Raw genomic sequence first — 20,250 nt, forward strand, 5'->3', positions numbered from 1 at the left:
GACCGTCGCCGACACCCTACAAACTAGCGCCGGTAGTTTCCGGCCCGCCAGGGGGCCGGCGGCTCAGATGATGCCGAAAAGCATCCCCGCCCCGAGGACGACGAGGGACGTGAGGGCCGCCCACTTCACGGTGAACCGGGTGTGGTCGCCGAACTCCACCTTCGCCATGCCGACGAGCACGTAGACGGCCGGAACCAGCGGGCTCGACATGTGCAGGGCCTGCCCGACGAGCGAGGCGCGGGCGATCTCCAGCGGGGAGACGCCGTGGGCGGCGCCCGCTTCGGCGAGGACGGGCAGGACGCCGAAGTAGAAGCCGTCGTTCGACATGAAGTAGGTGAGCGGCAGGCTGAGCAGGCCGGTCACGAGGGCCATGTGCGGGCCCATGCCGTCGGGGATGGCCCCGACCAGCCAGTCGGCCATGCTCTTGACCATGCCGGTGCCGCTGAGGACACCGGTGAAGACGGCCGCGGCGAAGACCATGCCGGCGACGTTGAGGACGTTGTCGGCGTGGGCGGCGATGCGGGCCTTCTGGTCGGGCATGTGGGGGAAGTTCACGGTGAGGGCGAGGGCGGCGCCCAGCAGGAACAGCACCGGGATCGGCAGCAGCTCCATGATCATCGCGGTGAGGAGCGCGACGGTGAGGCCCGCGTTGAACCAGTAGAGGCGGGGGCGCAGGGTCGACCGGTGGGGGTCCAGGCCCTGGAATCCGTCGGTGCCGTCGGCCGCGGCCACGGTGTCGCCGTCACCTTCCCCCACTCCGGTACGGGGACCCGCGCCCCCGGTGGCGGACCCGACGGCGCGCGCCCCGGCGCCGGCGCCCACACCCGCGCCCTTGCCCGCGCCGGTCGCGACCAGGGTCTCTGCGGTGATGCCCTCGGTGATGTCCTCGGCGATCTCCTCGCCCGGCATCACCAGCGCTCCGACCCGGCGGCGCTCGCGGAGGCCCAGGACGTAGGCGAGGACGAAGACGCAGAGCAGGCCGACGGCGAGAGCGGGGATCATCGGGACGAAGATGTCACCCGCGTCCAGCTTGAGGGCGGTGGCGGCGCGGGCCGTGGGGCCGCCCCACGGCAGGGTGTTCATGACGCCGTTGGCGGTCGCGGCGACGCCGGTCATGACGACCAGGCTCAGGCCGAGCCGCTTGTAGAGCGGGTACATCGCCGACACGGTGATCATGAAGGTGGTCGAGCCGTCCCCGTCGAGCGAGACGATCGCGGCGAGGACCGCCGTACCGACGACGACCCGCATCGGGTCGGCCTTGCAGAAGCGCAGGATGCCCCGGACGATCGGGTCGAACAGGCCGACGTCGATCATCACGCCGAAGTAGACGATGGCGAACATCAGCATGGCGGCGGTCGGGGCGAGCTTGCCGACGCCGTCGATGACGTAGTCCCCCAGGTGCGCGCCCTTTCCGGCGAACACGCAGAAGAGCGCGGGAATGAGGACGAGCGCCGCGATGGGCGACATTTTCTTCAGCATGATCAGCACCAGGAAGGTCGCGATCATGGCGAAGCCGAGGAAGGTCAGCATGCAGGGAACGTAGGGGTCGCCTCCCGGGGCCAACAAGACGTTCGGGCGTGAGCAATACGAGCAAAACCCCAGCTCAGGGCAGGGGCGCGAGGGTGACGGGGAAGCCGTTGAGCACGGCGGTGCCGGAGAGGCGGTCGAGGCGGGTGCCGTCGAGGAGCTGGTTCACGTTGACCCCGGGCGCGGCGCCGGCCACCGTGAGGCGGGTGCCCTCGCGGTCGTGGCCCCAGCCGTGCGGCAGGCTCACCACTCCGGTGCGGACGGCGTCGGTGACCTCCACGGGCACGTCCAGGCTGCCGCCGTCGGAACTGATCCGGGCCCGCCCGCCGTCGGTGAGGCCGAGCCGGTCCGCGTCCTGTGGGTGGACCTGGAGGGTGCAGCGGTTGGAACCTCCGACGAGGGCCGGGACGTTGTGCATCCAGCTGTTGTTGGACCGCAGGTGGCGGCGGCCCACGAGCACCAGGGCGGCGGGGCGGCCGGCGATCGCCGCGCGCAGCCCGGGGAGTTCGGCCGCGATCGGGTTCGGGAGCAGCTCGATCCTGCCGCTGCGGGTCTTCAGCACGCCCGGTAGCCGGGGCCGCAGCGGGCCCAGGTCGATCCCGTGCGGGTGGGCGAGGAGCCGCTCCAGGTTCAGCCCGGCCTGGGGCGGCGCGTCGGCGGCGCCGAACAGGTCGCCGTAGGGGCCGAGTCGGAGCATGAGGTCGAGCCGGCGCTCCGGGCCGCTCGCTCCGCTGAGGAGGCCGGCGAGTCGGTCCGGGTCCTCGCCGTGCAGCGGCGATCGGGGGTCGGCGGTCTCCTTGGCCAGCGTGTTCCTGATGGCCGACGCGTCGACGGCGGACGTGTCGACGTCGCCGTACCGGCCGGAGACGGCGAGGACGAGACGGGCGTGGATCTCGCACTCGTCCAGCCGGTCCGGTTCCAGGGGGATGGCGGCGCGGGTGTAGCGGACCTGGTTGCGGATGGCGAAGCCGTTGAGGGCGAAGTCGTGGTGGGCGCTGCGGGACGGCGGGGGCGGCGGCAGCACGACGTGGGCGTGGCGGGAGGTCTCGTTGAGGTACGGGTCGACGCTGACCATGAAGTCGAGGCCGGCGAGGGCGGCGTCGAGCCGTCGCCCGTCGGGGGCGGACAGGACGGGGTTGGCGGCGATGGCGATCAGGGCTCGGACGCGCCCCTCTCCCGGGGTGTCGATCTCCTCGGCCAGGGCCGCGAGGGGCAGTTCGCTCTTGGCTTCGGGATGGCCGCTGACGCGGCTGTGCCACCGGCCGAGCGCGAAGCCCTTCCCCGGGCCGGCGGGGCGGGGCCGCGGGCCGGTCGCGGGCAGCGGGAAGAGGACTCCGCCGGGTCGGTCGAGGTTCCCGGTGAGGATGTTCAGGACGTCGACGAGCCAACTGGCGAGCGTCCCGTGTTCGACGGTGCAGCTGCCGATCCGCCCGTAGACGGCGGCGGTGGGCGCGGCCGCCAACGCGCGGGCGAGGCCACGGATTTCGTCGGCCGGGAGGTCGCAGGCGGGGGCAACGGCCTCGGGGGTGAAACGGGCGAGGGCGTCGGCGAGTGCCCCGAGCCCGTCGAGGTGTTCCGTGAGCGCTCCGGGGGCTTCGAGCTTCTCCGCCAGCAGGGTGTGCGCGAGCGCGGCCAGGAGCAGGGCGTCGCTTCCGGGGCGCGGCGCGAGGTGCCGGTCGGCGAGGGCCGCCGTGCGCGTACGGCGCGGGTCGACGACGACCAGCGTGCCGCCCCGGGCCCGCAGGGCCTTGAGCCGGCGGGGGAAGTCGGGGGCGGTGCACAGGGAGCCGTTGGAGTCGACCGGATTGGCCCCGAGGAGCAGCAGGAAGTCGGTGCGGTCGAGGTCGGGCACGGGGATGGCGAAGGGGTCGCCGAAGAGGAGTCCGCTGGAGACGTGCTTCGGCATCTGGTCGAGGGTGCTGGCCGAGTACAGGTTGCGGGTGCCGAGGGCGCCGATGAGCAGCGGCGGGTAGAGGGCGCCGGCCATGGTGTGGACGTTGGGGTTGCCGAGGACGACGGCGACGGATTGGGGGCCGTGGTCGCGTACGAGGGCGGGGACGGCGGCGGCGATGGCCGCGTAGGCCTCCTCCCAGGTGGCTTCGCGCAGTTCGCCGGCGCGCCGGACGAGGGGGGTGCGGAGCCGGTCGGGGTCGGAGTCCAGGGCTCCGAAGGCGGCGCCCTTGGGGCAGATGAAGCCGCGACTGAAGAGGTCGTCGCGGTCGCCCCGGGCACCGGTGACGGTGGCGCCGTCGATGGTGAGGGTGAGGCCGCATGTGGCTTCGCAGAGGGGGCAGATGCGCGGGGCGGTGCGGGGCATGGGCCCTCCCGGTACGACGGTCGGCGGCTCGCCGGGCCGAGCATACCGACCAGTCGGGAGGATGGGGAGGGTCTTGTCGGACCGTTGGCCATGGGCCGGGGACGGCGATCGGTCAGTCCAGGACGCGGGCCAGGTAGGCCCGCATCATGGCCCGGGTCTCGCCGACGATGTCGGGGTCCCCGGCGGGGTCGGCCCGGAAGGCCAGTTGGACGAGCGCGTCGGTCGCCTCCACGGCGACCAGCACGGCCCGCGCCAGGGTGGCGTCGGGCGTCAGGCCCAGGTGGGCGCAGAGCAGTTCGGTCAGTCGCTCGGCGACCAGGTGGTTGGGGTCGGAGGCCGGCCCGTCGGCCGGCGGCGCGGGCACGCCGAAGTCGACGAGCGCGAAGCCCGGGACGCTGCGCTTCATCGCCAGGTACTCGTCCAATACGGCGTCCACGACGGGCTGCCAGTGCGTGGCCGGAAGGAGGGCGAGCCGCCGCTGGATGCCGTCGGCGTAGCGGTCGAGGTTGCGGTGGGCCAGGGCGACGGCCATGGCGCGCTTGTTCCCGAAGAAGCGGTAGACGGACCCGATGGGGACTCCGGCGCGCACGGCGACGGCGCGGGTGCTGAGGTTCTCGTAGCCGGTCTCGTCGAGGAGTTCGGCGCAGGCGTCGAGGATGCGGGCGAGGCGGTCGGCGCTGCGTTGCTGAACGGGGGTCCGGCGCAGGGGGTGGGCGGGAGGCACGGGGTCCATCATGCCGCTCCTGGTGGGCCGGCGGGTGGGGGCGGTCAGTTCAGCAGGAGGGTGAGGCCGCCGACCGTGTACGTGATCATCAGCGCGAGCAGGGGGAGCTGTCCGGCGACGGCCTTGGCGGGCGCGAACAGACGGACGGAGCGGTCGTGCGCGGCGATCACACCGAGTACGTGACCACTGACGACGGCGATGACCTGAAGCGCGGCGAGAGCGCCGGAACCCAAGGGAGGACCGGGATCGGGGCCGTTGTCAGTGCCCCATGCCATGCTCACTGTGCGTGGTCCTTCGGTCACCAGGAGGGAGAAGTAATGGGCGACGAGATAGCCGAGGGCGATCGGCACGAGTGAGTGCGCGAAGGCCGTCAGCGGGCGGGGGTGCGGGCCGCTGACGAGGCGGGTGGCCGCCGCGCACAGGCAGTACAGGGTGGCGACGAGGGCGATGGAAGCGAGCAGTCCGAGGGTGGCCGTGGGGGTGCGGCCGAGGGGGGAGGTCTGAAGGGCGTTGATCCAGGAGGGGTTGTCCGAGTAGCCGTCGTAGGCGGTGGAACCGAGGAGGACGCAGACGGTGGCGACGAGTCCGGGCCGCTCGGGTGTCGCGTCGAGTCCGTGGAAGGGGTTGCGCAGGACCAGGCGGCCGTCGTTGCGGCGGCCGAGGGGGGAGAGTCCGGCCAGGAGGTCGGAGTAGACCTCGAAGGCGTCGGCGTCGGCGAACCAGTTCTCGCCGAAGCGGGCGGCGAGCAGCAGGTGGACGGTGGCGTAACAGGCGAGTGCGAACAGGAGGGTGGTGGTGGACGCGGGATCGGGAGCGACGAGTTCGAGCCAGGTGAAGCCGAACAGGCCTGCGGCGGCGGGCCATCGGCCCAGGCGGGGCGGCAGCGGGCGGCCGGACCCGGGCGGTCGGCCGCGCAGGCGGGCGAGGAGGCGGTGCAGGGAGCGCAGGGGGTTGAGGAGGCGCCAGACGGGGCCGAGGAGAAGGGAGGCGGGTACGAGTCCGACCCACAGCAGGACGTAGACGGCTCCGGGAGCGGGGTTGCGGGCGGGGTCGTCGGGACCGAGGAGGAGGTGGAGGAGTACGGCGAGGGCTGCGGCGAGACCCAGTCCGCGCAGGGTGGTGCGGGTGGCCGGCGCGTCGGCCACCCGCTGGATCCCGGCGGGCAGGGCGAGTCCCGAGCGGTCGCCGCGGAAGCGGGAGGCGGACCAGAGCAGGCCGAGGGCCAGGAAGGAGACGAAGAGCGCGGTGAAGGCGCCGGCGAAGGCGTAGAAGGGGGAGATCGGCAGGTCGTGCGAGGAGCCGATCCCGTGCGCGAGGAGGGTCGACGGGTCGGCCGGGTGAAGGACCACGCCCTGGCCGAACCCCGTCCCCGCCCCGGGCACGGGCGTGGGGACGGCCACGGGCGGGACAGGGGCTGGGACAGAGGCACCGGCCTGGGCGTGGGCGTGGGGCGAGATCGCCGCCGGGAGGAAGGGGGTCATCGGACGAGGAGTTGGGTCAGGACGAGGTCGGAGTCGTGGGTCTCGACCTCGAAGAGGCCCACGCGGTCGGCGGTCAGGAGCAGGGTGGCCTCCTGCCCCGCGGGCAGGGCGAGTTCCTTGTCGTAGCCGTGGACGTGCAGGGTGTCGGCGCGGTCGCTGGTGACGCGCAGGGCGATCCGCGCGCCGCGCTTGACCTCGGTGCGGGTCGGGGCGGGGGTCACCTTGCCGTCCCGGACGGCGATGGTGACGGTCCGGTCCGCGGGCTGTGGGCTCTGGGGGCCCGCGGCTTCGGGGGGTGCGGGGGTGCCGGTCGGGGTGGTGGCCGGGTGACTGTGGGCGGCCTGGCCCGGGGGGCCCGCGGTCACCTGGACGGACGCCTCGACGGGTTTGCCGGCCACGGCCCAGGCGGTGTGGTCGTCCGCGTAGAGGCGGACGGTCAGGGTGTGCGCGCCCTCGGGGACCCGGTCCGCCGGGAGGTGGTACCAGGGACCGTACAGGCGGGCCAGCTTGTGGCCGTCGAGTTCGAGGTGGGCGTGGCCCGCGCCCGGCAGGGCGGCGCCGCCGACGCTGTCGGGGGTGAAGCCGAAGTGCGCCACGGCCAGGTGGAGGTTCCAGCCGTCCTCGGAGTCGGGGCGGGCGGTGAGCGTCACCTCCGGCGCGCCCTTGGCCGGTACCTCGCGCAGGCGGTGGCCGCCGCCGTCCCGCGTGTCCAGCAGGGTGCCCACGCTGCCGGAGGCCTGCTCGTGCGTGGTGCCGGGTTTGTGGTGGGTGGTGGCGCGGCCGCCGCAGCCGGCGGCGGCGGCGCCCGTGAGCAGCAGCAGGAGCGCCACCATGGCCGCCGTACCGGAGGTCCGGCGCGGTGGGCGCGGGCCCGGGAGGGCGGGCGGCGGCACGCGTCGCACCGGACGCCGCCCTGCGCGGGAGGGTCACCGCTCGCCTCCGGTGGTGGTCCGGCGCCCCGGCGGCCGGGGTGGGGACGGGGCGGGGTGGGGCGCCCGTCGGGCCGTCACCCGGGCCGGCGGGGCGGGCCGGCGTGCCCGCGTCCGGGCGGGCCGCTGCGACCACCGCCCACAGCACCCACACCACCGCGAGCAGGGCCCGCATCCAGGCGGGGCTCAGCGGAATCCAGGGGACCATCAGGACGGCCTTGTCGAAGGCGTCCAGCATGGTCAACGCCCCCAGCAGCAGGGTGAGACGGGCCAACCACGGCCGCCCCGGACGCAGGGCGAGCCCGACACCGGTCCACCACAGCCCGAGCAGCAGCAGGGCCAGCGCCGGGACGGGGGTGTTCATGAGCGGCATGGTGGAGCCGGCGACGTCCAGGGCCAGCCCGGCCAGGCCGAGCAGGGAGGCCACCGTGCCCAGGCGCGAGCCCCGCAGCCGGCGCCACCACAGGACCCCGCCGACCAGGGCCAGCACCGCCGCCACCGCCAGCGCGAGCTGCGTCTCGACGCGTTCCAGGCCCCGGGCCCCGTACCAGTCACAGCCGGCCGGGAGCCTGCGCGCCTGCACGTTGTAGTCGGCGCAGACCAGCAGCTGCGTCAGCTTGACCGGTTCGCCGATCAGCCGGGCGGAGGCCCCGCTTACCGCGCCGCGCGCGTCCCCGCACTGCGGCAGCGTGCCGGGGCTGGAGCCGTCGGGGCCGTCCTGCCAGCAGTTGCCCCTGCCCTGCCCGTCCCACCACACGTCGGCCCCGTTGGGTCGCGAGGCCCCCGAGCGGTCCTTGCCGAGGACGTTGCCCGCGTAGCGGTTGTGGTGCGAGGTGTCGGCCTGCTTCGACCACCGTTCCTCGCCCCGGATGAAGGCGGGTACCGCGCTCAGGTAGAAGCCGGCGCGCCGGTGCCCGTAGACCCAGTTGTCCTCGTAGAGGTTCCAGTTGCCGCCGGCGGTGATGATGCCGGTGCCCGGCGGCATGGAGATCTGGGGGCAGACGACGCCCTGCTCGTAGCCGCGTTCCACGGGCGGTTTGGCGCAGGTGCCGTCGGCGACGTGGCGGTAGTAGTCCTGGTTGTTGTCGTGGATCAGGTTCCGCTCGAACCGGGCGTGGTTCTGCGGGAGTCCGGGGTGTCCGGGGAAGGCGCTGTCCATGGAGGCGCCGCCCATGTTCTGGTCGAACTCGTTGTCGTGCACCCACACCGAGTCGCCGGCCGTGCCGGAGTAGCCGACCATGTTGTGGTGGCTGCGGCAGCCGGTGATCTCGATGGCGTAGCGGGGCACGTTGTAGCCGCGCCCGTCGTTGATGTTGGAGGCGCTGCCGGGGTAGATGCCGGAGTCCCCGTTGCCGTAGGACTCGCAGTTCTTGTAGAGGCCGTGATCGCCGGCGAAGGTGAGGAAGCCGTACTCGTCGTTCCAGCGGGTCAGGACGTCGTCGATGACGAAGCCGTCGGCCGCCAGGATGTACAGCGCGTTGAAGGTGGTGCGCTGCGCGGTGAAGTTGCGGAAGTAGATGCCGTTGGAGCGGTCGGCGCGCAGGGCGTTCAGCTTCTGGTACTTGGCGTCGATGACGACGTCGAGGCGTGAGGCGCCGGTGCCCTCGATCTGGAGGTCGGTCTTGCCGAGGATCGCGACGAGGTTCTGGTTGTGGCGGCAGGCGACCTGTTGTTCGTAGGACAGGATCTGGTAGCCCAGCGAGGAGTTGGGGGCCTTGAGCGCGGCGCACTCCCCCGTCGGCGGGGGCAGGGAGGGCTCCTCCTCGTAGAGGCCGGGGAGGATCGCGATGTTCATCCCGGGTCGGTCGACGGCGTCGACGGCTTCCTGGAGGTGGCGGTAGCCGCTCTTCTCGCAGCGCTCGTAGAGGGCGAGGTTGCGCTGCCTGAGCTCCTCGGGGAAGGCGGATACGCGGCGTTCGAAGGCGGGTCTGTCGGTTTTGCAGACGATCAGGTCGGGCTCGGTCGCGCGGTGGCGCGGTACGGATCCGGTGCCGTCGGGCAGGGCGACGGGGCGCTCCTCGTGCGCGTGGGCGACGGGCGCGCTCGCGAGGAGGGACAGGAACGCGAGGAGGGCGGCGAGGAGCGCCGCCGGCAGGGCAGGGAACCTGCGGGTCCACGACATGCGCGTGAGAGTAGAGCAATGTTCATCTTTTGTGAGCCCCTCGCGCACGAATCCGCGCCCCCGCCTCGCGCACGCGATACGGGGCCCGAATCGGCCGGGTGGCCACGGGCCGCCGTTGACGTGCGGGCCACGGAATCCTACTGTCAACCATAGGATTCCTTCTACGGAGCGGGAGCAGCCCATGACTGAGCAGGCCAGGAAGACGGCGGAGGCGCTGGAGTACCTCACCGGCTTCGGCAACGAGCACAGCTCGGAGGCGGTGCCCGGCGCACTCCCGCACGGTCGGAACTCGCCCCAGCGCGCCCCCCTCGGCCTCTACGCCGAGCAGCTCAGCGGCAGCGCCTTCACCGAGCCGCGTACCCACAACCGCCGCTCCTGGCTCTACCGGATCCGCCCGTCGGCCGCGCACCCGGCCTTCACCCGCGTCGACAACGGTGCCCTGCGCAGCGCGCCCTTCACCGAGTCCGTCCCGGACCCCAACCGGCTGCGCTGGAACCCGCTGCCCGACCCGGCCCCCGGCACCGACTTCCTGGCCGGTCTGTGGACGCTGGGCGGCAACGGCGACGCCACGCAGCGCACCGGCATGGCCATCCACCTCTACTCCGCCAACGCCTCCATGACCGACCGCGTGTTCAGCGACTCCGACGGCGAGCTGTTGATCGTCCCGGAGCGCGGCGGCCTGCTGCTGCGCACCGAGTTCGGCCTGCTCAGCGCCGGTCCCGGTGAGATGGCGCTGATCCCGCGCGGGGTCCGCTTCCGCGTGGAGCTCCTCGACGCGGACGCGCGCGGCTACGTCTGCGAGAACTACGGTCAGCCCTTCGAGCTGCCGAACCTGGGGCCGATCGGCGCCAACGGCCTCGCCGCCGCCCGCGACTTCCGGGCGCCGGTCGCCGCGTACGAGGACGCCGAGCGTCCGACCGAGGTCGTCAACAAGTTCTGCGGCAACCTCTGGTCGGCGACCTACGACCACTCCCCGCTCGACGTGGTCGCCTGGCACGGCACGCACGTCCCGTACGTCTACGACCTGCGCCGCTTCAACGTCATCGGTTCCATCAGCTACGACCACCCCGACCCGTCGATCTTCACGGTGCTGACCTCGCCCTCCGACACCCCGGGGCTGGCGGGCGTGGACTTCGTGGTGTTCGCCCCGCGCTGGCTGGTCGGCGAGGACACCTTCCGTCCGCCGTACTTCCACCGCAACGTGATGAGCGAGTACATGGGCCTGATCGAGGGCGCCTACGACGCCAAGGCCGAGGGTTTCGTCCCCGGCGGCGGCTCGCTGCACAACATGATGTCCGCGCACGGGCCCGACCGGGAGACGTTCGACAAGGCGAGCGCCGCCGAGCTGAAGCCGCAGAAGATCGACGACGGCCTGGCCTTCATGTTCGAGACCCGCTGGCCGATCACCGCCACCCCCCAGGCCGCCGGCGCCGAGCACCTCCAGCGGCGCTACGACGACGTATGGCAGGGTCTCGAACGCCACTTCCGCGCCTAACATACGCACGACCTCGCCACGCCGACGTACCAGCCGTACGGAGAACCACCCGTGACCGCCTTCGCCCCCGACTCACTGGTCCTGAACCGGAAGTTGCCCCTCTGGTACCAGGTGTCCCAGTCCTTGCGCGCCTCCATACTGGGCCGCACCCCGGACGCCTCGCTGCGGCTGCCGACCGAGGAGCAGCTCGCCGAGCACTACGGTGTCAGCGTGCTGACGATGCGCCAGGCGCTCAAGGAGCTGGAGGGCGAGGGGCTGATCAGCCGGCACCGGCGGCGCGGCACGTTCATCGAGCCGGGGGCGCGGCGCGGCTCGCCGGTGCGGTTGCTGGGTTCGGTCGACGCGATCGTGGCCCAGCAGTCGGGCGAACGTACGACGATCCTCGGCCACGAGCGGACGCCGGTGTCCGGGGAGCTGCTGGAGCACTTCCCGGACCTCGCCGAGGTGGTCACGTACCGCCGCCTGCGCCGCGACGGGCAGAGCGGCGAGCCGACGAACTGGGCGGAGAACGCGGTGCGCCCGGAGTTCGCGGACGCGGTGGATCTCGCCGATCTGGAGCGTTGGCCGATGACGAAGGTCCTGCGGGACGTGGTCGGGGTGCGGATCAGCCGGATCACCGACACCGTCGAGGCGCGACTCGCGGACCCGGTCACGGCGGAGCTGCTCCAGGTGCCGCTGCTGAGCCCGATCCTGCACTACACGGGCGTGACCTACGACGAGGACGGGCGGGTGGCGGACGTGGCGAGGATCCGCTACCGGGGCGACCGGTTCTCCTTCACGGTCACGGTCGACGCGCCCTGAGCGGGCGCACGTGGGGGTACGCGCGCCCGCCCACCCTTCGCGCTACCGCTTCTCGTCGTCGTCCTCCGCGTTGCGTTCGCCCTCGGCCTGGGAGGGCGTGGTGCGCATGGTGTCGGGGTGGTGCTGCTGCCGCCGCAGCTTCTCGTCCATGTCCTCGTCGAGCCGTTCGCCCTCGGCCTGCGACGGCGTCGAGTATTCGTCGTACTGACTCATGGCCGGCTCCTCCGTCGGTGCGGGTGACGCGCGGGTACACGCCACCGCAGATCCGTACAAAAGGAGCGTATCGCTTCGGCCGGGACACGGCCCGACCCCGGGGCGGGCCCGGCGCCCCGTCGCTACCATCGGCCGGGTGAGCGCTGACACCCCGCTGTTGGACGATCTGATGCCCTGGGCCGTGGGCGGCCCGCGCCTGGGCCGGGACTGGGTCGTGGCGCCCGATCCCGCCACCCTGCGCGCCCGCTGGACGGCCCTGACCGGCGCCGAAGGCGCGGAGCGCGATCGGCTGTTCCGCCCGACCAGGACCCGTACGCCCGCCTCCGGCGCGGCGGCCCTGCCGGGACAGCGCTCGGTGACGACCCGCTTCGCCGACGAGCCGGGCCCCTTCCCCGACCCCGTACGGGTACTGCGCGCGCCCTTCGACGAGCAGTGGCTGCTGCCCGACCAGCGGCTGATCGACTCCGCCCGCCCGGAGCTGTGGCGGGTCCGCGACGGCCACCAGGTGTTCCTGGTGGAGGCCCCGGAGCCGCTGGTCACCGCGCACCTGCCGGTGGGTCGCCTCGGCCGGATCCGTCCGCTGCACCGGCGGCCGGGCGGGGCCGAGCCGAACCTCGCGCCGGGTCTGCTGCCCCTGCTGGACTCCCGCTACGGCGGCGGGGTGACCCCGCAGGACGTCCTGTGCTGGATCCTCGCGGCGGGCCGGCCCGGCCCCCGGGGGTACGAGGTCCCGCTCCCCGCCGATCCGCAACGCTGGCGGGCCGGGGTGGAGCTGGGCCACCGCCTGCTGACCGTCCACCTGCGCGGGGCGCACGGCGGGGAGCGGCCCCGGCTGCCTGGCGGGCGGCGGCCCTACGTCCGCTCGGCGGTGTCGGCCTGGCCGCGGGGGCTCGCGTACGACGCGGAGAGCGAGACGCTCTCGCTCGGCGACGGCACCGTCGCCCCCGTACCGGCGGGGGCCTGGGAGTACGAGGTGCAGGGGGTCCGGGTCCTGGAGTCCTGGCTCGCCGCCCGCAGCGCCCACCGGACGGTGTCGTCCGGGCTGGAGGCGTTGGGGCCGGCCGAGTGGCCGCAGTCCTGGACCTCGGAGCTGACGGCGTTGGTGACGACCCTCGCCCTGCTCGCCGACCTGGCCCCCGCGCGGGCCGCCTTCACCCCCGGCCCGACCCTGCCGGTGTCCGAACTGACGGCGGCCGGGGTGGTGCCGCCGCCGCGCTGGAGCCGCCACCCCGCCTCCGTCCTGGACCACCAGGAGGAGGGCCCGGGGGGCCAGTTCGTTCTGCTGTAGCCGCCGGCCGGCTCAGCTCGCCGCGTCCGCGCCCCAGGCGCTCAGCAGGCGGGACACCGAGCGGTCGAAGACCGCCGACATGTCCATGCCCGGAACGGCGCCGGCGGTGCCCTCGGCGAGGGCGGCCGTCAGCCGGGGGTACTCCCCCGTCGCCAGGCGGGAACCGAGCCAGGACATCCGTACCTCCTGCTCGGCGTCCTCGCTCCAGGGCAGGGAGCGGGCACGCTCGGCGAGGGCCAGTTCGTTGGCCACGAACGCCGCCACCCCGCCGTTGACGGCGGCGATCAGCTCCAGCTTCTCGCCCCCCGACACCCCCAGCGGCGCCAGACAGGCGAGGTTGTGCTCCAGGTAGCGCAGGGCGTGCGGGCTGAAGCCGTACACCGGGCTGAGCAGGCGGGGCAGCCACGGGTGCCGGTGCATCAGGGCGCGGGCCTGGCGGGCCAGTCCGAGCACGTCCTCCCGCCACCGCCCGGTCGGCGGGGTCAGCTCGTACTCCGCGCTGACGGCGTCGACCATCAGCTCGTAGAGGTCTTCCTTGCGCGGGACGTAGTTGTACAACGACATGGTCCCGGCGCCGATCCCGGTCGCCACGCGGCGCATGGAGACGGCGTCGATCCCCTCCTCGTCGGCGATCCGCACCGCCTCGGTCGCGATGGACTCCCGGCTGTGCGCGGGTCGCGGCCCACGGCCGGCCCGCTGGGGGCGGGCCCAGATCACCTCGGGTTCAGCGGGGCGCCCTGCGGCGGTCATCGCTCACCTCACCTCGCTTCGCTTCGCTTCGTCTCGCTCGTCGCCGGCCGCTGTCGTCCGGTCGCTGCGGCCACGGTCACCGCGGTCACCGCGGTCACCGCGCTCATCGCGCTCATCGCGCTCACCATCTTAGTTACGTACGCCGTACGTAGTGCGCTAGGGTGCAGCCATGACGACTACGTACGCTGTACTTAGTGAGGGTCTGGAGAAGCACTACGGCGAGGTGCGCGCCCTGCGCGGGCTGGATCTGGCGGTGCCCCCGGGAAGCGTCTGCGGGCTGCTGGGCCCCAACGGGGCGGGCAAGACCACCGCCGTACGCATCCTCACCACCCTCACCACGCCCACCGCCGGCCGCGCCCTCGTCGCCGGCCACGACGTCACCCGCGCCCCGGACGCCGTACGCCGCGCCATCGGCGTCACAGGTCAGTACGCCTCCGTCGACGGCGACCTGACGGGCCGGGAGAACCTGCGGCTCTTCGCCCGCCTCGCCGGACTGCGCGGCCGCGCCGGCCGGGACCGCGCCGACGCCCTGCTGGAGCGCTTCGGCCTCGCCGAGGCCGCCGACCGGACGGCGTCCACCTGGTCGGGCGGCATGCGCCGCCGCCTCGACCTCGCGGCCGGGCTGATCACCCACCCCCGGGTGCTGTTCCTGGACGAGCCCACCACCGGCCTGGATCCGGCGGCCCGCGAGCACATATGGACCGCCGTGCGGGAGTTGGCCGACGAGGGCACGACCGTGCTCCTCACCACCCAGTACCTGGAGGAGGCCGACCGGCTCGCCGACGACGTCGTGGTCGTCGACCGGGGCCGGGCCGTCGCCTCCGACACCCCCGCCGCCCTCAAGGCCCGGATCGGCGCCCACGCCCGCGTCACCGTCCCGCGCGCCCCCGCGCTGGCCGCCGCGGCGGCGGTCCTCGACCGGCTCACCGGCGGCCTGCCCACCCTCGACGAGGAACGGCTCACCGTCGGCGTGACCGTGGCGGATCCGGGACTCACCCTGCCCCGGATCATCCGCGCGCTGGACGCCGCCGGCGTCCCCGTGACCGACGCGAGCCTGCGCCCGCCCACCCTCGACGAGGTCTTCCTCCGCCTCACCCACACCCCCACCCCGAAGGAGAACGCGGCATGACCACCCTGCTCGCCGACGGCGGCGCCGTCCTGACCCGACAGCTCCAGAAGGCCCGGCACGCGCCCGCGCTGCTGATCCTCACCCAGACCATGCCGATCACGATGCTGCTCTTCTTCGGCTACGTCTTCGGCAGCGCCCTCGCCATGCCGGGCGCCGAGTACCGCGAGTTCCTCGTGCCGGGGCTGCTCGCCGCCACCGCCGCGAACGGCCTGATGACCGGCATGTTCACCGCCGCGCAGGACGCCCACCGGGGGGTGATGGACCGCTTCCGGACGCTGCCGATGAGTCGGGCCGCCGTCCCGCTGGGGCAGATCGCCGCCGACCTGCTGACCACGGCCGCCTCGATGGTGCCGCTGATGCTGGTGGGGCTCGCCATGGGGTGGCGGGTCGAGAACGGACTGCCGGGCGCGCTCGGGGCGTTCGGGGTGCTGATGCTGTTCCGCTTCGCCTCCGCCTGGGTGGGCACGTACCTCGGGCTGCTGGCCCCGAGCGAGGAGTCGGCCGGGCAACTCGGCAGCGCCACCTTCATGCTGCCGATGCTGTCCAGCGCCTACCTGCCGACCGCCGGGCTGCCGTCGTGGCTGCGCGCGGTCGCCGAGTGGAACCCGATCAGCGCGGTCGCCGGCGCGGTACGGGAGTTGTGCGGGAACGCCGGCGGCGCGGCCGCGCCCGGCGCCGCGTGGCCGGCCGCGCATCCGGTGGCCGGGGCGCTGCTGTGGTCGCTGCTGCTCGTGGCGGTGTTCGCACCCCTGGCCACGCGCCGGTTCGCGCGCGGCCGGGGTTGAACGGGGGTCGAACCGGGGTTGCATCCGCCCGAGGCTCAGGGGGCGGGGTGATCGGCGCGACCACGGTCCGGTCACATCGCCCGCATGGTGGGATGTCCATGCGGTCGGTGGTGACAGCACCCACGGTCAGCCGGTAGGCATCGGGGATGGAACACATGCCCGCACCGCTGCCCCTGGACGGGATCACCGTCGTCGCCGTCGAACAGGCCGTCTCGGCCCCCTTCGCCACCCGCCAGCTCGCCGACCTCGGCGCGCGGGTGATCAAGATCGAGCGTCCCGACGGCGGCGACTTCGCGCGCGCCTACGACACCGCCGCCCACGGCATGGCCTCGCACTTCGTCTGGGCCAACCGGGGCAAGGAGTCCCTGACGCTCGACCTGAAGGACCCGCGCGGCCTCGACGTGGTGCACGCGCTGCTCGACGGCGCCGACGTGTTCGTCCAGAACCTCGCCCACGGCGCCGCCGCCCGCCTCGGCCTCGACGCGGCCACGCTGTGCGCGCGTTACCCGCGCCTGGTCGCCGTCGACGTCTCGGGATACGGCGCGCAGGGCCCGTACGCCCACAAGCGGGCCTACGACATGCTCGTGCAGTGCGAGGCGGGCCTGGTCTCGGTGACCGGCACTCCCGAGCGACCCGTGAAGGCCGGCATTCCGGCCGCCGACATCGCGGCGGCCATGTACGCCTTCTCCGGGGTGCTCGCCGCGCTGCTGCGCCGGGGGACGACGGGGCGCGGCGGGCCGGTGGAGGTCTCCATGCTGGACGCGCTCGCCGAGTGGATGGGGCATCCGCTGCACCACACGATGCACGGCGGGGAGCAGCCCGTACGGACGGGTCTGGCGCACGCGGTGATCGCGCCCTACAACGCGTACGCGACGGCCGACGGGGACCGGGTGCTGCTGTCGGTGCAGAACGACCGGGAGTGGCGGCGGCTGGCCCGGCAGGTGTTGGACCGTCCCGACCTGGCGGAGGATCCGGCGTACGCGACGAACGCGGCCCGCACCCGGGGCCGCGACAAGACGGACGAGGTGGTGGCGCGGGCGCTCGGGCGGCTCGGCGCGGACGAGGCGATCGAGCGGCTGGAGGCGGCCGGGATCGCCTGCGCGCGGCTGAACTCGGTCGCGCGGCTGGCCGGGCATCCGCAGTTGGAGGCGCGCGGGCGCTGGCGGACGGTGGATTCGCCGGTGGGCCCGCTCCGCGCGCTGCTCCCGCCGATCGGGTTGCCGGGCGGCGGGGAGGCGAGGATGGGCGCGGTGCCCGCGCTCGGCGAGCACACCGACGCCCTGTTGCGCGACCTGGGGATGTCGGACGCGCGGATCGCGGATTTGCGTCGGGACGGTGTGATCGCCTGAGCCGGGGGAAGCGCCGGAGGTCCGGGGAGGGGATCCCGGGAAGGGATCCCCTCCGGACGCCGGGAAGAGCCGGGAGAAGGGGACACGGGCCGAAGCAGTGGGCCGGGGGCGGCCCGGTGGTGGCCGCGCGGGGATGCTACGAGCGGCGGCTGCCGAAGAGCGTGCGACGCAGCCGGCGCAGCGGGGCGAAGAGCGCGACGCGTGCGCTCCGGCTCCGCTGGACGTGCGTGTGGTCGCGGGAGGTGAGCTCGCGCATCAGCAGGGTCGCCTCGGCGACCTCGTGCCGCGGGACGGCGGGACCGCCCAGCACCGCGAGGTGGCGGTCGAGGCGCGAACTGGTCGCACTGCTGCCGCACGTGATGGCAGGCACGCGGGGCGGCCTGCTGCGCATCGTTATCTGTTCCATGTCTCTCCCCACCCGTACGAGGGCACCCGGCCCCGGGCAGGGTAACCCTATCGCCCCCGCGTCACACTCCGGTATCCCGGTGGTGTGAATTACCCCTGTAGTTACGGGTAGTTGACGATTACTCACCGGAGTCGACCGTCACTCTCCGCACAAACGGGCCGACTTGGGAGAGCGCGGTGCGGCCGATTCGGAGAGTGCCGTCACGACGGGTGTCGATCGGCACGCCCTGCGCTAACTTGGAGTGATCACCTGGTGACGCTTGGGGGTTCGCGTGAGCGGTAACGAGGGCGGGGACGTCGCGCGTGTCGTCGCCGGCAGATACCGGCTGCTCGACCGGCTGGGGCAGGGCGGCATGGGTGTCGTGTGGCGCGCCCGCGACGAGGTGCTGGGCCGGGAGGTCGCCGTCAAGGAGGTACGGGCGCCCGCCGGGCTGGACGCGGCCGAGGTGGGCCGGATGTACCGGCGGCTGGAGCGGGAGGCGTGGGCGGCGGCGCGGGTCTCGCACCGCGGGGTCGTCACCGTCTACGACGTGGCGAGCGAGGACGGCCGGCCCTGGATCGTGATGGAGTTGGTGCGCGGCCTCTCGCTGGCCGACGTACTGGAGGCCGAGGGGCCGATGAGCCCGCAGCGGGCCGCGCACATCGGGGAGCAGGTGCTCGCCGCGCTGCGCTCCGCGCACGGGTCGGGGGTGCTGCACCGGGACGTGAAGCCGGCCAACGTGCTGATCGGCAACGACGGGCGCGTGGTGCTGAGCGACTTCGGGATCGCCGGCCTGTCGGGCTCCTCGGCGCTCACGATGACCGGCGAACTGCTCGGCTCCCCCGAATTCATGGCTCCGGAGCGGGCGTTGGGGAGTGATCCGGGTCCGGAGTCGGACCTGTGGTCGCTCGGGGTGATGCTGTACGCGGCGGTCGAGGGCGTCTCGCCGTTCCGGCGGGACACGGCGGTGTCGACGCTCCAGGCCGTGGTGGAGGCCGAGTTGCCCCCGCCGCGCCGGGCCGGGCCGCTGGCGCCGGTGGTGGAGGGGCTGCTGCGCAAGGACCCCGGGTCCCGGCTGTCCGCCGCGGAGGCGGCCCGGATGCTGCGGATCATCGGTGCCGGTGGCGCCGTACGGGACTCCGGCGGCCCGGCGTCGGGGCCCGGGGCGTACCCGACCCCCGGGCCGGGGCCGGCGTCGTACCCGACCCACGGGCCGGGGCCGGACGCGCCGACGGCGGCCGGGGCGGGCCCGTACGGAGCCCCGACGACGCCCCTGCCGCCCGCGGCGGCCGAGCGCCGGGGGCGGGCCGGGCTGGTGCTGACCGTCGGGATCGTGGTGTTGCTGGTGGCGCTGGTCGTGTTGGGGTGGCTGCTGCTGAGGGACGGTCAGGGCGGCAGCGACGACCGGGGTGGGGCCGCCGCCCCGGGCACCTCGCCGTCGGCGTCCCCGCGACCCTCCCCCGCCTCGCCGTCCGTCTCGGCCCCTTCCGCCCCGCCCTCCCCGTCGGGCCCCGAGCAGAAGGTGACCGTCTACGCGCACACCCTGCGCCCCGCCTACGACGGCGCCTGCCCGGCGCCCGAGGTGAGCGCGCCGGCGTTCACCGGGACGCTGGAGGTGGCGCGTACGCCCGCCGTGGTGGAGTACCGCTGGGTCACGCGCGAGACGCCCTCGCCGCTGACGCCGTGGCAGAGCCTGGCGTACGAGGCGGGTGGCCCGCGGACGCGTCAGCTCAACCACACCGAGCCGGGCGCCCGGGGGAGCGGGACGCGGCACGACGCGGTCCGGCTGGAGGTGCGGGCGCCCACGGGGGCCCAGTCGCCGTGGCTGGAGTTCTCGATGACCTGCCGCGAACCCACCCCGACGACCGGCACCTCCCCCGGAACGCCCACCGCCTCCCCCGACGCGTCGGGTTCGCCGGACTCGCTGCCCTGACGAACCCGACGACGCCGGACCCGCCCTCCGGGCGGCGCGACGTTACTGTGACGACACCCCCTGGGTCTTGCCGCTGAAGACCGGCAGGTAGCCACCGGACTGGCCGGCGGCGGTGGGGTGGTAGGACTCGCCGATGTTGGCCCAGTTGACGCTGTGCAGCCACGCACTGCCGGAGCAGATCTCGTGGCCGGTGAAGGCGCCGACCACGGAGGCGAAGGTGAAGCCGTGCGCGCCGGCGCGCCGGGCGATGGCGGCGTTGAGGTGGTCGGCGGCGCCGTTGATGGCCGAGCGCTCGCCTTCGGTCAGGCCGGCGACGCAGGTCCCGTTGAGCTTGTAGAAGCGCGGGTAGCCGATGACGACGACCTTGGCGCCGGGCGCCCGGCCGCGGATGGCGTTGTAGACCTGGTCGAGCTGCCCGGGGAGGGTGGAGTCGACGTACGCCTTGGCCTGGTTGACGCGGTTGACGCAGGTGGACTCGGACTGGAGCACACAGGTCGTCATGACGTCCGAGAATCCGGCGTCGTTGCCGCCGATGGTGATGCTGACGAGGTCGGTACCGCTGTTGAGGGGTGCGAGCTGGCCCGCGACGACGTCGTTCGTCCGGGCGCCCGAGCACGCGGTGAACGAGAAGGTCTGCGGGGCGTTGGCCGCGGCCCACAGGGCGGGATAGGCGCGGGTGGTGCGCTTGCAGTTGCCGCTGCCGGCGTCGTAGTTGCCGGCGCCGAGACCGGAGGAGTACGAGTCGCCGAGCGCGACGTAGCCGAAGTCGGCCCGGGCGGCCGCGGAGGCCTGGCCGGCGCCGAGGAGGGTGGCGCCGGCGGCGAGGATCAGGGTGGAGGCGAGGGAGGCGAAGCGCGACAGTTTCCTGCTCATAAGGTGCGGCTCCTTGTGGGGGGTTACTCCTGAGTCCGTGTTACAAGGAGCCGGGCCTGGCTGGAAGTGTTCATGCCAAGAATTTTCGGGGTGGGTTACCGGCGGAATCTTCACTCCGGCGGTGTTTGAAAAGGGAATTCGGCCACTCG

Annotated in this window: 15 protein-coding genes and 1 pseudogene; 7 read left to right on the top strand and 9 right to left on the bottom strand. The window is 73.6% G+C overall.

The features are described 5' to 3' along the window. Positions 1–63 precede the first annotated feature (63 nt). From M4D82_RS07805 to M4D82_RS07830, 5 genes and pseudogenes are all read right to left on the bottom strand, one after another. On the bottom strand, positions 64–1,530 hold the full coding sequence (locus M4D82_RS07805; RefSeq protein ID WP_249765338.1) for a CitMHS family transporter: 1,467 nt from the start codon (positions 1,528–1,530) through the stop codon (positions 64–66). 73 nt (positions 1,531–1,603) lie between these two features. Next, on the bottom strand, positions 1,604–3,844 hold the full coding sequence (locus M4D82_RS07810) for a molybdopterin oxidoreductase family protein (protein ID WP_249765339.1): 2,241 nt from the start codon (positions 3,842–3,844) through the stop codon (positions 1,604–1,606). A 112-nt stretch (positions 3,845–3,956) separates the two neighbouring features. Continuing rightward, the gene (locus M4D82_RS07815; protein WP_249765340.1) at positions 3,957–4,577 is read right to left on the bottom strand and encodes a TetR/AcrR family transcriptional regulator; all 621 of its coding nucleotides are present in this window, start codon (positions 4,575–4,577) and stop codon (positions 3,957–3,959) included. Between the two features lie 35 nt (positions 4,578–4,612). After that, complete coding sequence (locus tag M4D82_RS07820) at positions 4,613–5,917, bottom strand: hypothetical protein (protein WP_249771560.1); 1,305 nt, start codon at positions 5,915–5,917, stop codon at positions 4,613–4,615. Positions 5,918–7,033: 1,116 nt separating this feature from the next. After that, positions 7,034–9,100: pseudogene (locus M4D82_RS07830) on the bottom strand (right-handed parallel beta-helix repeat-containing protein); the annotation flags it as partial. 181 nt (positions 9,101–9,281) lie between these two features. Here M4D82_RS07830 and hmgA point away from each other — a divergent pair. Both hmgA and M4D82_RS07840 read left to right on the top strand, forming a co-directional pair. Next, positions 9,282–10,595, top strand: a complete 1,314-nt coding sequence (hmgA, locus tag M4D82_RS07835; protein ID WP_249765341.1) for a homogentisate 1,2-dioxygenase — start codon at positions 9,282–9,284, stop codon at positions 10,593–10,595. Between the two features lie 51 nt (positions 10,596–10,646). Beyond that, complete coding sequence (locus M4D82_RS07840) at positions 10,647–11,396, top strand: GntR family transcriptional regulator (protein WP_249765342.1); 750 nt, start codon at positions 10,647–10,649, stop codon at positions 11,394–11,396. 42 nt (positions 11,397–11,438) lie between these two features. Here the strand turns inward: M4D82_RS07840 and M4D82_RS07845 are convergent, their stop codons facing one another. After that, positions 11,439–11,609, bottom strand: a complete 171-nt coding sequence (locus M4D82_RS07845; protein ID WP_249765343.1) for a hypothetical protein — start codon at positions 11,607–11,609, stop codon at positions 11,439–11,441. A gap of 169 nt (positions 11,610–11,778) precedes the next feature. Between M4D82_RS07845 and M4D82_RS07850 the strand changes: the two genes are divergently transcribed. Beyond that, entirely contained in the window at positions 11,779–12,897 is a 1,119-nt protein-coding gene (locus M4D82_RS07850) for a type ISP restriction/modification enzyme (RefSeq protein ID WP_249771564.1), read from the top strand. A gap of 12 nt (positions 12,898–12,909) precedes the next feature. Here the strand turns inward: M4D82_RS07850 and M4D82_RS07855 are convergent, their stop codons facing one another. Then, positions 12,910–13,647 carry a TetR/AcrR family transcriptional regulator gene (locus M4D82_RS07855; RefSeq protein WP_249765344.1) on the bottom strand — a complete coding sequence of 246 codons (738 nt, stop codon included), beginning with the start codon at positions 13,645–13,647 and terminating at the stop codon, positions 12,910–12,912. Between the two features lie 169 nt (positions 13,648–13,816). Between M4D82_RS07855 and M4D82_RS07860 the strand changes: the two genes are divergently transcribed. The 3 genes from M4D82_RS07860 (at position 13,817) to M4D82_RS07870 (ending at position 16,910) form a co-directional block, all read left to right on the top strand. After that, entirely contained in the window at positions 13,817–14,776 is a 960-nt protein-coding gene (locus M4D82_RS07860) for an ATP-binding cassette domain-containing protein (RefSeq protein WP_249765345.1), read from the top strand. Further along, positions 14,773–15,561, top strand: coding sequence for an ABC transporter permease (locus M4D82_RS07865; protein WP_249765346.1), 789 nt, complete (start codon positions 14,773–14,775; stop codon positions 15,559–15,561). Before M4D82_RS07860 ends, M4D82_RS07865 begins: the two co-directional genes overlap by 4 nt. Before the next feature lie 146 nt (positions 15,562–15,707). After that, positions 15,708–16,910 carry a CaiB/BaiF CoA transferase family protein gene (locus M4D82_RS07870; protein WP_249765347.1) on the top strand — a complete coding sequence of 401 codons (1,203 nt, stop codon included), beginning with the start codon at positions 15,708–15,710 and terminating at the stop codon, positions 16,908–16,910. A 136-nt stretch (positions 16,911–17,046) separates the two neighbouring features. Here M4D82_RS07870 and M4D82_RS07875 read toward each other — a convergent pair whose 3' ends face one another. Beyond that, positions 17,047–17,316 (bottom strand): hypothetical protein, encoded by a 270-nt coding sequence (locus tag M4D82_RS07875; RefSeq protein ID WP_249765348.1) that lies wholly within the window; start codon positions 17,314–17,316, stop codon positions 17,047–17,049. Positions 17,317–17,587: 271 nt separating this feature from the next. On the opposite strand from M4D82_RS07875, the gene M4D82_RS07880 reads away from it, so the two are divergent. Next, positions 17,588–19,228 (top strand): serine/threonine-protein kinase, encoded by a 1,641-nt coding sequence (locus M4D82_RS07880; RefSeq protein ID WP_283844454.1) that lies wholly within the window; start codon positions 17,588–17,590, stop codon positions 19,226–19,228. A gap of 42 nt (positions 19,229–19,270) precedes the next feature. Here the strand turns inward: M4D82_RS07880 and M4D82_RS07885 are convergent, their stop codons facing one another. After that, positions 19,271–20,101, bottom strand: a complete 831-nt coding sequence (locus M4D82_RS07885; RefSeq protein WP_249765349.1) for an SGNH/GDSL hydrolase family protein — start codon at positions 20,099–20,101, stop codon at positions 19,271–19,273. Between the last annotated feature and the right edge of the window lie 149 nt (positions 20,102–20,250).

Origin of the sequence: Streptomyces sp. RerS4 (assembly GCF_023515955.1) — a bacterium.
Classification (GTDB): domain Bacteria; phylum Actinomycetota; class Actinomycetes; order Streptomycetales; family Streptomycetaceae; genus Streptomyces.